The following is a 12668-nucleotide window of genomic DNA, read 5'->3' as shown; positions in this document are numbered from 1 at the left end:
ATATCGTTTGCTTTTTTCCGTTCGGCTTTATGACATAATCCTGCCTTCGTATCAGGCTATGTCCCACCCAACATGACGAACAGACAGGATCGTAGAAAGAATGGCTTCTCAACCCGCATTAAAACCAATTAGCGATATTGCACTACGTTACGGCATTTCCTCTGAACACCTCATACCCTATGGCAACGATGCGGCAAAAGTCGATTTATCGCTGCTGAACTCCCGCCCGGTCAAGGGAAAGCTAATTTTAGTTTCCAGCATTACGCCTACACCTCTGGGCGAAGGAAAAACAGTGACCACCATTGGCCTAAGCCAGGGACTTAACGCAATCGGTCACGACGCGATCGCCTGCATCCGCCAGCCAAGCCTTGGGCCGGTTTTCGGCGTGAAAGGCGGCGCGGCCGGTGGCGGAAAAGCGCAGGTTTTGCCTATGGAGAAGCTAAACCTACACCTCACCGGAGATATTCACGCCATCACCGCCGCACACAACCTTGCCGCCGCGGCGCTGGACGCCCGCCTGTATCACGAACAGCGGTTGGGCGATGCGTTTACCGAACAGACCGGCCTACCCCGACTGAATATCGACGTCGAACACATTCTGTGGAAACGCGTCGTTGACCACAACGACCGAGCGCTGCGCCACATTGAGGTCGGCGTCGGCGGCGGCGTTAACGGCGTTGAACGTCAGGACGGTTATGACATCACGGCGGCGTCCGAGCTGATGGCCATTCTGGCCCTGTCTGAAAACCTAAAGGACATGCGCCAGCGCATTGGCCGCATCATTCTGGCGCTGGATACTCAAGGCCAGCCGATTACGGCAGAAAAGCTGGAAGTCGCCGGCGCGATGACCGTTCTGATGAAAGACGCCATTCAGCCTACGCTGATGCAGACCAGCGAAAATACGCCGGTGCTTATTCACGCCGGCCCGTTCGCCAACATCGCCCACGGCAACTCTTCCGTTATCGCCGACCGCATTGCGCTTCAGCTTGCTGACTACGTCGTCACCGAAGCCGGCTTTGGTTCCGATATGGGAATGGAAAAGTTTTTTAACATTAAGTATCGCCAGTCGGGCATCAAGCCGTCCTGCGTTGTATTGGTCGCCACGCTGCGCAGCCTGAAGGCCAACAGCGGCAAGTTCAACATTAAGCCAGGCCAGTCGCTGCCACCTGAGATCGCCGAAAGCAACGTTGAGCTACTGGCTCAGGGGTGCCAAAACCTCGGCTGGCACATCAACAACGCCAAGCGCTATGGCTTACCGGTAGTTATCGCCATCAACAAATTTCCGACGGATTCCGAGCAGGAGTTGGACTACCTGCGCGAATTTGCGCTTTCCTGCGGCGCCGTGGGCGTTGAGGTCAGCCGGGCATTTGCCGAAGGCGGTCAGGGTACGGCTGAGCTGGCCAAGGCCGTCGTGGCCGCAAGCCAGAATGAAGCAAAGGTAAACCTGCTTTATCAGGATGAAGTGCCTTTACGCAGCAAGCTCCAAACGCTGGTTGATACCTACGGCGCAGACTCCTTGATATTAACCGAGCAGGCTGAAGCGCAGCTGGCCGCGCTGGAAAAGCAGGACTTCGGACGCCTCCCCCTGTGTATCGCCAAGACGCCGCTGTCTATCAGCGCCGATCCTTCGCTGAAAAACGTTCCGCAAGGGTTTACCGTGACCATTTCATCGCTGAAAGTCTCGGCGGGCGCAGGCTTTATCCGCACCTATGCGGGAAATATCATGACGATGCCCGGTCTGGGAACGCTGCCTGCCTATCGAAATATCGATCTTGACGACAATGGGGAGATCGTAGGATTAAGTTAAAATACCGCTCAATTCTTACCCAATTGTAGGTAATCCTCAATAACCCTACGCTTACAGTGTTGTGCTCAAGCCGCCAATTACCGATAATACGGCGGCTTTTTTTCTTTTAGGCATCAAGATGAGCGACTATTTGCTGCTTTTTGTCGGCACCGTTTTTGTCAATAACTTCGTTTTGGTCAAGTTTCTCGGGCTGTGCCCCTTTATGGGCGTCTCCAAGAAGCTTGAAACGGCGATTGGCATGGGGCTGGCGACTACGTTCGTATTAACGCTGGCGTCGATCTGCGCCTGGCTGGTGGAAAACTACATCCTGTCCCCACTGGGACTGGGCTATCTGCGCACGCTGGCGTTTATTTTCGTCATTGCGGTCGTAGTACAGTTTACCGAGCTGGCCGTGCGTAAAACCAGCCCGGTGCTCTACCGGCTGCTGGGCATCTTCTTGCCGCTGATTACCACAAACTGTGCGGTTCTGGGCGTCGCCCTGCTTAACGTAAATCAGTCGCACGGTTTTATGCAGTCAACGATTTACGGCTTTAGCGCCGCCGTTGGCTTCTCTTTCGTTATGGTGCTGTTCGCCGCGCTGCGCGAGCGTCTCGCGCTGGCCGACGTTCCTGCGCCGTTTAAAGGTTCATCGATCGCCCTGATTACCGCAGGGCTGATGTCATTAGCATTTATGGGCTTCACCGGGTTGGTACGATTTTAATGATTTCACTGTGGTCTAGCATCATTGCCCTGACGCTGCTTGCGCTGGTTTGCGGCGCGGTCTTGGGCTTTGCCGCGCGCCGGTTCAGAGTTGAGGCCGATCCCATCGTGGATAAAGTCGAAGCCCTGCTGCCCCAAAGCCAATGCGGCCAGTGCGGCTACCCGGGATGCCGTCCCTATGCTGAAGCCGTAGCCAATCAGGGCGAAGCGATTAATAAGTGTGCTCCCGGTGGTGAAAGCGTCATGTTAAAGCTGGCCGATACGCTGGGCGTAGAGCCTCAGCCTTTCGATCCGGACGTGGCGGAAATCAATCCTGTAAGAAAAGTTGCCGTCATTGATGAATACAACTGCATCGGATGCACGAAGTGCATTCAGGCATGCCCGGTTGACGCCATTGTTGGCTCAACTCGCGCTATGCATACGGTAATAACGGCGCTCTGCACGGGCTGCGACCTCTGCGTCGCTCCCTGCCCAACGGACTGTATTGAAATGCGCCCTGTGCCCGAAACGACAACAAACTGGAAGTGGAATTTGCAGTCAATTCCGGTCAGGATCGTCGAGATAAATTCACATGTTTGATCTGTTCGCTCGATTCAAAAAAACCGCCCTGTGGGATTTCAAAGGCGGCATTCATCCTCCAGAGATGAAGGATCAAACCCGTCACGTCCCCATTCGCCGCCTACCGCTTCCCGAACGGCTATATATCCCTTTGCAACAGCACTCGGGGCCGGGAGGCGAGCTGCTGGTCAAAGTAGGCGACTACGTGCTGAAAGGCCAGCCGCTAACGGCCGGTACGGGCAGAGAGCTTCCCGTACACGCATCAACGTCAGGTACCGTGACCCATATTGGCTTTTACCCCAGCACTCACCCTTCCGCGCTCCCCGAGCGCTGCGTCCAACTGGAACCAGACGGCTTGGACAAGTGGGGCAAGATGCCGACGCTTGTAAACTATCGCGACTATGAGCCACAGCGGCTTATTGCCCATATTCATCAGGCTGGCGTCGCCGGGCTGGGCGGCGCCGTATTCCCCACCGCCAATAAGATAGACGGCGGCCTGAGCAAAACCAGGACGCTGATTATCAACGGCGCAGAATGCGAACCCTACATCACGGCGGACGATCGCCTGATGCAGGAATACGCCGATGAGCTCGTACAGGGCTGTGAAATTCTTCGCCACGTACTTGAGCCGGAAATTATCCTGATAGCCATTGAAGACAACAAGCCTGAGGCCATTAGTGCGTTAAACAATGCGTTACAGCGTAACAGAAATGATGCGATAGAAGTTCGCGTTATTCCAACCAAATACCCTTCCGGCGGCGCCCGCCAGCTTACCAAGATCCTTACGGGCGAAGAAGTTCCACACCAAGGACGTTCGTCAGACATTGGCGTACTGATGCAAAACGTCGGTACGGTATACGCCATAAAGCGCGCCATCATCGACGGCGAACCTCTGCTGGAGAGGATCGTCACCCTAACGGGCGAAGCCATGGCGCACAAAGGCAACGTATGGGCCCTGTTGGGCACGCCTGTTTCATTTCTGCTTAAGCAGGCTGGCTATCTCCCGCAGACGCCGCCGCGCGTCATTATGGGCGGCCCCCTGATGGGATTCGTTCTTCCCGACGTGGATGTCCCGATTACCAAAATGAGCAACTGCCTCATTGCGCCAACGGAAGAAGAAATCGCATCGCCCGAGCCGGAACAGGCATGCATACGATGCAGCCAGTGTGCGGACGCCTGCCCGGCAGGCCTTTTGCCCCAACAGCTCTATTGGTTTAGCCGCGGAAAAGAACACGAAAAGGCCCGCGCCTATAACCTGTTTGACTGCATTGAGTGCGGCGCCTGCGCCTACGTCTGCCCAAGCCATATTCCTCTAATACAGTATTATCGGCAGGAAAAGGCCAAAATTCGCGATCTGGACGAACAGGCCGAACTCGCACGCTCTGCAAAAATTCGTTTTGAAGCAAAGCAGGCCCGTCTTGAAAGAGAAAAACAGGCGCGACAGCTAAGGCACAAGAAGGCCGAAACGCAGCCTGATAGCGAAGACAGCGAACTGATTCAATCCGCGCTGGAAAGAGTGAAAAAACGACGTGAAAGCGCCAGCAGTGTCTCTACGCCTCCGGTGATTAAATCCATCGAGGGCGCAGCCTTACCGGATAACGCCGCCGCCATCGCGGCCCGCCAGGCAAGAAAAGCCCAGCGTTTGGCTAATGCAAGAACCGAAGTCACACCGTCAGAAGCTTCAACTCCCGCCGCTGACGACCGTAAGGCCGCGTTAGCGGCGGCAATTGCCCGCGCCAAGGCGAAAAAAGCCCAACAGCAGTCGGCGACGGCCAAAGAGGCTGCCGTTCAGGCTGCGCCAAAAGAAGAAACCGAACAGAACGATCGCAAAGCCGCCGTAGCTGCCGCCATCGCCCGCGCTAAAGCGAAAAAGGAGCAGTCACAGTCAGCGGAGCCTGACGTCGCCGCTCCCCTGCGGGAAGAGCACGCGCAGGACGACCGCAAGGTCGCCGTTGCCGCCGCTATCGCCCGCGCTAAAGCGAAAAAAGAGCAGTTGGCGCAATCAGCCTTATCCCCTGAGACGGATGAGACTGAAACGGCAGGACTTCAGGGAAAGAACGTCCCCCTGTCTGAAGCCGATGAGCGAAAGGCGGCCGTGGCACAAGCCATCGCCAGAGTAAAGGCGCGTAAAGCCCAACAGGCCGCCGCATTGACAACAGCGAGTGAAAAATAGATGTCGTTTCGTATTACCAGCTCACCGTTCTCTCATTCCCAGCGTTCAACGCAAAGGCTGATGCTGTGGGTCATTTTGGCCTGCCTGCCGGGAATTGCCGTGCAGTGGTACTTCTTTGGCTACGGTACGCTGATTCAGATCGCGCTGGCCGTTCCTGTCGCCTTACTGTCAGAGGCGTTAGTATTGCGCCTTCGCCATCAGCCGATAAAAAACAGCCTGACCGATAATTCCGCGCTATTAACCGCCCTGCTGCTGGCCATCAGTATTCCTCCGCTCGCGCCTTGGTGGATTATCACTATCGGCACGCTGGCTGCTGTCGTCATCGCTAAACAGCTTTACGGCGGACTGGGGCAAAACCCCTTTAATCCCGCCATGGTAGGCTACGTTATTCTGCTGATATCGTTCCCCGTTCAAATGAGCAGCTGGCTGCCGCCAGAGCCGCTACGAGCGACGACCATCACGCTTTTAGATTCAGTGAACCTGATTTTTACCGGCCATACCTCAAGCGGCGGCGACGTATTTACGCTAATGCTTGGCGTTGACGGCATGAGTCAGGCGACGCCGCTAGATACGTTGAAAACCGGGCTGCGTGGCGGGCATGCGATAGCCGACGTGATGCAGGCCCCCGTTTATAACGATTTCGGCGGCGTAGGCTGGCAGTGGGTCAACGTTGGTTTTTTCATCGGCGGCCTTCTTCTTTTGATTAAACGAATCATTCACTGGCACCTCCCCGTCAGCTTTTTATGCTCGTTGGGCGCCGTTTCTCTTCTGGGATGGTTGATTGACCCGAGCCACAACGCGGCCCCATGGTTTCACCTGCTCAGCGGAGCGACTATGCTGTGCGCCTTTTTCATTATTACCGACCCGGTAACGGCCTCAACGACGGTTACGGGGCGGCTGATTTTCGGCGCGCTGGTCGGCGCACTGGTCTGGCTGATTCGAAGCTATGGCGGCTACCCGGACGGCGTGGCCTTCTCCGTGCTGCTTATCAACATGACCGTACCGTTGATCGACCACTATACGCAGCCTCGCGCATACGGGCATCGGTGAGGTAACGGCATGCTGAACACCATGAGAAAGCACGGACTGACGCTGGCGCTCTACGCGGCGCTATCAACGGCGTTAACTTCCGGCGTCTATTTAATGACGCGTTCAACGGTCGAAGAACAGGCCGCGCGCCAGCAAAAGGCGCTGTTTGACAACCTGTTGCCGCCCAGCGCCTATAACAACGCGCTGCAAAATGAATGTTACATTGTCACGGATGACGCGCTGGGTAATGGCGCCCCCCATCGGCTTTACCTGGCTCGAAAGGACGGTGCGCCCGTTGCGGCCGTGATTGAAACCACCGCGCCCGACGGCTATTCTGGCGCAATCCAACTTATCGTCGCCGCCGACTTTAACGGGACCACACTGGGCGTTCGTACGCTTGAGCATCACGAAACGCCGGGGCTGGGCGATAAAATCGAGCTGCGCATTTCCGACTGGATCACCAAATTTGCAGGGAAAACCGTTAACGGCGAGCAGGACTCTCGCTGGGCCGTTCGCAAAGACGGCGGTGAGTTCGATCAGTTTACGGGGGCGACCATTACGCCACGCGCCGTCGTCAAAGCGGTAAAACGGACGGCGCTGTACGTTCAGACCCACCATTCCCAATTTAGCGCCCTTCCTCACTGTGAGGCTAAGCCATGAGTGAAATGAAAAACCTGCTCAGTCAGGGCCTGTGGAAAAACAACTCTGCGCTGGTTCAGCTGCTGGGCCTCTGCCCGCTTCTGGCAGTTTCCTCCACGGCCACCAACGCGCTTGGACTGGGACTTGCCACTACGCTAGTGCTGGTCTGCACCAACGTCGCCGTCTCGGCCCTGCGCCGCTGGGTGCCGCAGGAAATACGCATTCCTATTTATGTGATGATCATTGCGTCCGTGGTTACGGTCGTGGAACTGCTGATTAATGCTTACGCCTATGGCCTTTATCAGTCGCTGGGCATCTTTATTCCCCTTATCACCACCAACTGTATCGTTATCGGGCGAGCCGAGGCTTTTGCTGCGCAAAATCCGGTAGCGCTGTCCGCCGTTGACGGTTTTGCTATGGGCATGGGCGCTACCTTTGCGCTGTTTATTCTTGGCGCTATGCGCGAAATTTTAGGTAACGGAACGCTGTTTGACGGCGCCGACGCGCTGCTCGGCTCTTGGGCAAAAGTATTGCGAATTGAAGTCATTCATCTGGACAGCGCCTTTCTGTTAGCAATTCTGCCTCCCGGCGCGTTTTTAGGCCTCGGTTTTCTTTTGGCGTTAAAATATGTTATTGATGCCAAAGTTAAAGCGTACAAAAAGAGAGTCGCCGTAGCCTCTGCTTCACAGCAAAGCCACGAACCCATTCAGTAAGGACACCCAGTTTGAATCAGGCAAAGCGTATAGAAATCCTCACCCGACTTAGGGACAGCAATCCTAAGCCAACGACGGAGCTAAATTTCTCCACTCCGTTCGAGCTGCTTATTTCCGTTCTGCTTTCAGCGCAGGCCACGGACGTCAGCGTCAATAAGGCGACCGCCAAGCTATACCCTGTAGCCAATACGCCAGAAGCCATTCTGGCGCTCGGCGTAGACGGCGTGAAGGAATACATAAAAACGATTGGTCTGTATAACAGCAAAGCGGAAAACGTGATTAAAACCTGCCGCCTGCTGATTGAAAAACATGGCGGCCAGGTTCCGGAAGACAGAGCCGCGCTGGAAGCGCTGCCCGGCGTCGGAAGAAAGACCGCCAACGTAGTTCTTAACACCGCCTTCGGATGGCCCACCATCGCCGTAGACACCCACATCTTCCGCGTCTGTAACCGCACAAACTTCGCGCCGGGGAAGAACGTCGAGCAGGTTGAAGAAAAGTTATTAAAGGTCGTTCCAGCAGAATTCAAGGTAGACTGCCACCACTGGCTTATCCTTCACGGCCGCTATACCTGTATTGCCCGTAAGCCCCGCTGCGGCTCCTGCCTGATTGAAGATCTTTGCGAATACAAAGAAAAGACCGAGATCTGACCCGGTTGGGCTATCGAAGCGACCTTTCGCTGGCCCATTACTCTACCGCTTTTCCATTCCCGCATGCTTAAACCGAGCTTTTAACTTTCACAACAAATATCAAACATTTCACCAACCGCGTAGCCTATACTAGATAGGTTAATCGCCCATTTCGGCGTCAACAAAGCGCGGCGGACACAGCATAGATAGCCGCCCGCGCGGACTCTATCACTAACGGATCGTGGAGTATAACAATGAAGCTATTTTATAAGCCGGGCGCCTGTTCTCTGTCTCCCCATATCATTCTTAACGAAATCGGCCTTAGCTATTCCGTTGAGAAAGTCGACCTGGCGACCAAAAAAACGGAACACGGCGAAGACTTTTTAAAGGTCAACCCGAAGGGGCAAGTGCCTACGCTTCAGCTTGATGACGGTGATATTCTGACCGAAGGCGTCGCCATCGTGCAGTATCTGGCGCACCGCGCTCCTACCAAACACTTAATGCCGCCTGCCGATACTAAGCCGTTCTACCATGCGCTTGAATGGTTAAACTTTATCTCTACTGAACTACATAAGGGGTTTAGCCCCCTGTTTAACCCCAAAACGCCGGAAGAGTATAAGCAAGTGGCGAAAGAAAAGCTGTTCAACAGCTTTAGCTATGTAGACAGCGTGCTGCAGACGCGTCCTTACATTCTCGGCGCCAGCTTCAGCGTGGCGGATGCCTACCTGTTCACCGTAACGCGTTGGGCGGCGGCGGTAAAACTGGATCTCAGAGGCCTGAAGGCGCTGGCGGACTATATGGCCCGTATGGCTGACCGCCCTGCCGTTAAGGCTGCTCTTAAAGCCGAAGGCTTAAACTAGCAACGTACGCATGTAAAAACGGGCCATTTTGGCCCGTTTCTCGTAAAGAGAGGCTTACGGTCGAATTACAGCTTTACGGCCTTAAAATGATGCTCCGGCGCGACGATGTTATCCTGCGCGGCCACGATCTGCAGCTCGTACTCACCTCTGCGCTGCGTTTCCAGCATGATTTCATACACCGCGGCGGTAACGTGTTCCAGCGCCTCAGGCAGCGGCTTTTCTTGCAGCAGGTTCACCAGCATCAGGCCGCTGGTAATATCGCCCACTCCGACCGGCTGACGGGGACCAAAGTCAACCAGCGGGCGGCTGATGTGCCAGGCTTCATCGGCGGTTACCAGCGCCATCTCAAAGCAGTCGGCACGATAGCCGGCTCGGCTAAGATGTTTCACCAGTATCACTCTGGGCCCTTTTCGACAAAGCTCTCGGGCCGCGGCAACAACCTCTTCTACGCTGGCAATCGTTTTTCCACTCAGCTGCTCCAGTTCAAGCAGGTTGGGTGCCATCATGTCGCTTGCGGGCAGCGCTTCGGCACAGAAAAACTCCGCCACGCCCGGCGCAACGATACACCCTTTTTCTGGATGCCCCATCACCGGGTCGCAAAAATACCAAGCGTCAGGATTGGCCGCCTTAACCTTTGCAACAACGTCTAGAATCGTTTTTCCCTGCTCCGGCGAACCAATATAGCCGCTCAATACGGCATTACAGCGGGCAAGCTGGTGGATCTCGTCAATGCCGCGGGCTATTTCCGCAATGTGGGCAGCCGGCATTACGCATCCCGTCCACTGGCGATATTGGGTGTGGTTGGAAAACTGAACCGTATTCAACGGCCAGACGTTAACCCCCATTCTGCGCATAGGAAACTCGGCGGCGCTGTTTCCCGCATGGCCATAAACAACGTGAGATTGGATGGAAAGTATATTTTTCATAGTTAAAACGCGAACCTGAATTAAAAACGCAGTGAGGCCATTGTGTCAGAAACCGCTATCGCCGCGCTATGCGATGAGACAAAAAAATTCGGCCGCAGAGCGGCCGACGAAATGGAACATAATCTTTCCGACTATTTCCAGGCGATCAGGCAATAGTGCTTCTTACCGCGACGCAGCAGCGTATAGCGACCGAACAGACGATCGCCGTCAGCAAAGGCATATTCAGGGTTTGACTGTTTTTCGCCATTGATCGTGACCGCATTAGAACTAATCATCGTTCTGGCCTGGCCGCGAGACGGAACCAGCTCGGCAGTAACCAGCGCCTGCTGCAGATCGGCGCCCTTTTCCAGCTCAATAACCGGCATGCCGTCCTGCGCCAGCTGGGCGAAGTCCTGCTCGGTCATCTCGGCCAACTCGCCGGAGAACAGGCTTTGGGTAATGCGCTGAGCGGCCTGAAGCCCCGCATCTCCGTGAACCAGACGCGTCACCTGCTCGGCCAGCACGTACTGCGCACGCGGCGCTTTACCGCTGTTCTTATCCTCTTCTTCCAAGGCGTCAATTTCTTCGATGCTCATGAAGGTAAAGAACTTCAGGAAGCGATAAACGTCCGCATCGGCCGTATTGATCCAGAACTGATAAAACTTGTAAGGGCTGGTCTTATTCGCATCCAGCCAAATCGCGCCGCCTTCGGTTTTACCAAACTTGGTGCCGTCAGACTTGGTGATAAGCGGAACGGTGAACCCATAGGCCTGCTTCTGATGAAGGCGACGAGTAAGATCGATACCCGACGTAATGTTGCCCCATTGGTCAGAGCCGCCGATTTGCAGCTCTACGCCAAGCTCTTTATTCAGACAGGCGAAGTCGTAGGCTTGAAGCAGGTTGTAAGAAAACTCGGTGAAGGAGATCCCACTGTCGTCGCGGTTTAAGCGCTGCTTAACGGCTTCTTTATTGATCATCGCGTTAACAGAGAAGTGTTTACCGATGTCGCGCAGGAACGTTAGCACTTTCATGCCGCCGAACCAGTCGTAGTTGTTAGCCATCGCGGCGCTGTTGGCGCCGCAGTTAAAGTCCAGAAACGGCGAAACCTGCTGGCGAATCTTTTCTACCCACTCGGAAACGGTCTCTTCCGTGTTCAGCTTACGCTCTGCGGCCTTAAAGCTGGGATCGCCAATCAGACCCGTCGCGCCTCCGACCAAAGCAACCGGCTTATGGCCCGCCAGTTGAAAGCGCTTTAAGCACAGGAGCGGAACCAAGTGACCCAAATGCAAGCTGTCGGCCGTCGGATCGAAGCCGCAATAGAGAGCAATCGGCCCTTGCGCCAACCGCTCCGCCAGCGCTTCTTCATCCGTAAGCTGGGCTACCAGCCCACGCTCTTGCAGTTGTTCAATCAGGTTTTTCGCCATCGATAGATAACTCCGTTGTTATAGTTTTACGCAGGCCTCAGGCCGCGTGGTTAAAACACATATTTTTGTCGAATGGGATAGCATAAACGCCGCCACGAATAATGACCAGTACTTAAGGCGCTAAACGATCGATATTCCAATGAGTTTGCTCTCGCTGATACAGAAAACGGTCGTGAAGCCGATTTATGCGCCCCTGCCAAAACTCGATTTCGTTAATGCTGACGCGAAAGCCGCCCCAGAAGCTGGGCAAAGGCACTTCTCCCTGCAAAAACTTCTGCTTAAGTTCAAGAAACTTACCTTCAAGGACGCTTCGCGCCGAAATACGCGACGACTGTTGGGAGACCCAGGCCGCAATCTGGCTCTCTTTAGGCCGGGAATGAAAATATTTTAATACTTCTGTCGGCGACAGGCGTTCCGCTCTCCCCGAAACGATCACTTGACGTTCAAACATGTGCCACGGGAACAGTAAACTTACCTGATTGTTTTGCGTAATCTCGCGCGCTTTTCGACTACCCAAGTTGGTATAAAAAACAAATCCCTTTTCATCGTAGTGCTTGAGCAGCACGATGCGCTGAGACGGGCGGCCGTTTTCATCCACCGTCGCTACGCACATCGCGGTCGGATCGGAAATCTGGGCCTCGCAGGCCTGCTTTAGCCAAAGCTCAAAAAGGGAAAGCGGATCTTCAGGAAGATCCTTTCTACGTAAGCCGCCCTGCGCATACTCCCGACGCAAATCGGCAATGTTTTTTGAAGTGGGCATCGTCAAAAAGCCTATCAGTGTGAAATGAGGTCCTATCTTGCACCCACTCCGGCAGGATTTCAAACGTGGGCGAGAAAAAGCAATGCGTTACGGCGCGTTGACGGTGTACAAAAATCCCGCCGGACTCAAGCGCCGTTTTGCGCTGACTCGGGCGGGATGTCAAAAAAGTCGGACTATTTGATCAGCTGACATTCCCTGAGCCTGATATCTTCACCGCGCATAACGATGGCGCCGTCCCCTTTAGACCAAAAGGTATATTCCCCATCGCTATATCTGGCGCCAGAGGCGGAAACGGCCTGAACCAGCCGACGGGACTGACCGTCCATCATGAGAGTGACGGAATCGCCGGCATTGTCCAGCGTCACTTCCAGCGTTTGCGTTTCACACTGATAAACCAACGTCTCTTTCGCGGCGTCCTGCGCGCTACATCCCGCTATCGCGATAACGGCAGCGATCGTAAACAGCTTTTTCATCG

13 protein-coding genes are annotated in these 12668 nt (G+C 54.9%); 9 read left to right on the top strand and 4 right to left on the bottom strand.

Features of this window, described 5'->3' with window-relative positions; all coding sequences use genetic code 11:
• Positions 1–100 precede the first annotated feature (100 nt).
• From V8L73_RS09215 to gstA, 9 genes are all read left to right on the top strand, one after another.
• Positions 101–1807: a formate--tetrahydrofolate ligase gene (locus V8L73_RS09215; protein WP_347254690.1), complete on the top strand. Its 1707-nt coding sequence runs from the start codon at positions 101–103 to the stop codon at positions 1805–1807.
• A gap of 118 nt (positions 1808–1925) precedes the next feature.
• Positions 1926–2507, top strand: coding sequence for an electron transport complex subunit RsxA (gene rsxA / locus V8L73_RS09210; protein WP_027273247.1), 582 nt, complete (start codon positions 1926–1928; stop codon positions 2505–2507).
• A complete protein-coding gene (gene rsxB / locus V8L73_RS09205) occupies positions 2507–3085 on the top strand; it encodes an electron transport complex subunit RsxB (protein WP_027273248.1) in 579 nt (192 codons plus the stop codon). Before rsxA ends, rsxB begins: the two co-directional genes overlap by 1 nt.
• Complete coding sequence (gene rsxC / locus V8L73_RS09200; RefSeq protein ID WP_347254689.1) at positions 3078–5237, top strand: electron transport complex subunit RsxC; 2160 nt, start codon at positions 3078–3080, stop codon at positions 5235–5237. The genes rsxB and rsxC overlap by 8 nt, the downstream gene beginning before the upstream one ends.
• On the top strand, positions 5238–6287 hold the full coding sequence (gene rsxD / locus V8L73_RS09195) for an electron transport complex subunit RsxD (protein WP_347254688.1): 1050 nt from the start codon (positions 5238–5240) through the stop codon (positions 6285–6287).
• A gap of 9 nt (positions 6288–6296) precedes the next feature.
• Positions 6297–6926, top strand: a complete 630-nt coding sequence (gene rsxG / locus V8L73_RS09190; protein ID WP_261830998.1) for an electron transport complex subunit RsxG — start codon at positions 6297–6299, stop codon at positions 6924–6926.
• Positions 6923–7618: an electron transport complex subunit E gene (locus V8L73_RS09185; RefSeq protein ID WP_027273252.1), complete on the top strand. Its 696-nt coding sequence runs from the start codon at positions 6923–6925 to the stop codon at positions 7616–7618. Before rsxG ends, V8L73_RS09185 begins: the two co-directional genes overlap by 4 nt.
• Positions 7619–7629: 11 nt before the next feature.
• Positions 7630–8265 carry an endonuclease III gene (gene nth, locus V8L73_RS09180; protein WP_027273253.1) on the top strand — a complete coding sequence of 212 codons (636 nt, stop codon included), beginning with the start codon at positions 7630–7632 and terminating at the stop codon, positions 8263–8265.
• Between the two features lie 233 nt (positions 8266–8498).
• Entirely contained in the window at positions 8499–9104 is a 606-nt protein-coding gene (gene gstA, locus V8L73_RS09175; RefSeq protein WP_347254687.1) for a glutathione transferase GstA, read from the top strand.
• Between the two features lie 65 nt (positions 9105–9169).
• On the opposite strand, the gene pdxY is transcribed toward gstA, so the two are convergent.
• The 4 genes from pdxY to V8L73_RS09155 all read right to left on the bottom strand — a co-directional run bounded on the left by pdxY (position 9170) and on the right by V8L73_RS09155 (position 12666).
• On the bottom strand, positions 9170–10030 hold the full coding sequence (gene pdxY / locus V8L73_RS09170; RefSeq protein ID WP_027273255.1) for a pyridoxal kinase PdxY: 861 nt from the start codon (positions 10028–10030) through the stop codon (positions 9170–9172).
• Between the two features lie 131 nt (positions 10031–10161).
• Complete coding sequence (tyrS, locus tag V8L73_RS09165) at positions 10162–11433, bottom strand: tyrosine--tRNA ligase (RefSeq protein WP_261831001.1); 1272 nt, start codon at positions 11431–11433, stop codon at positions 10162–10164.
• Between the two features lie 112 nt (positions 11434–11545).
• Positions 11546–12193 carry a pyridoxamine 5'-phosphate oxidase gene (pdxH, locus tag V8L73_RS09160; RefSeq protein WP_036023110.1) on the bottom strand — a complete coding sequence of 216 codons (648 nt, stop codon included), beginning with the start codon at positions 12191–12193 and terminating at the stop codon, positions 11546–11548.
• A gap of 173 nt (positions 12194–12366) precedes the next feature.
• Positions 12367–12666, bottom strand: coding sequence for an MliC family protein (locus tag V8L73_RS09155; protein WP_027273258.1), 300 nt, complete (start codon positions 12664–12666; stop codon positions 12367–12369).
• Positions 12667–12668: the final 2 nt, after the last annotated feature.

Source organism: Leminorella grimontii (assembly GCF_039789245.1).
Taxonomy (GTDB): Bacteria; Pseudomonadota; Gammaproteobacteria; order Enterobacterales; family Enterobacteriaceae; genus Leminorella; species Leminorella grimontii.
The sequence above is the reverse complement of the archived record's forward strand: the minus strand, read 5'-3'. Positions and strand labels throughout refer to the sequence as shown.

Bases quoted from the DNA above. Each gene is read 5' to 3' on its own strand.
- rsxG (WP_261830998.1), top strand. From the start codon at position 6,297: ATGCTGAACACCATGAGAAAGCACGGACTGACGCTGGCGCTCTACGCG.
- rsxA (WP_027273247.1), top strand. From the start codon at position 1,926: ATGAGCGACTATTTGCTGCTTTTTGTCGGCACCGTTTTTGTCAATAAC.
- V8L73_RS09185 (WP_027273252.1), top strand. From the start codon at position 6,923: ATGAGTGAAATGAAAAACCTGCTCAGTCAGGGCCTGTGGAAAAACAAC.
- rsxB (WP_027273248.1), top strand. From the start codon at position 2,507: ATGATTTCACTGTGGTCTAGCATCATTGCCCTGACGCTGCTTGCGCTG.
- gstA (WP_347254687.1), top strand. From the start codon at position 8,499: ATGAAGCTATTTTATAAGCCGGGCGCCTGTTCTCTGTCTCCCCATATC.
- tyrS (WP_261831001.1), bottom strand. From the start codon at position 11,433: ATGGCGAAAAACCTGATTGAACAACTGCAAGAGCGTGGGCTGGTAGCC.
- V8L73_RS09215 (WP_347254690.1), top strand. From the start codon at position 101: ATGGCTTCTCAACCCGCATTAAAACCAATTAGCGATATTGCACTACGT.
- pdxH (WP_036023110.1), bottom strand. From the start codon at position 12,193: ATGCCCACTTCAAAAAACATTGCCGATTTGCGTCGGGAGTATGCGCAG.
- V8L73_RS09155 (WP_027273258.1), bottom strand. From the start codon at position 12,666: ATGAAAAAGCTGTTTACGATCGCTGCCGTTATCGCGATAGCGGGATGT.
- pdxY (WP_027273255.1), bottom strand. From the start codon at position 10,030: ATGAAAAATATACTTTCCATCCAATCTCACGTTGTTTATGGCCATGCG.
- rsxC (WP_347254689.1), top strand. From the start codon at position 3,078: ATGTTTGATCTGTTCGCTCGATTCAAAAAAACCGCCCTGTGGGATTTC.
- rsxD (WP_347254688.1), top strand. From the start codon at position 5,238: ATGTCGTTTCGTATTACCAGCTCACCGTTCTCTCATTCCCAGCGTTCA.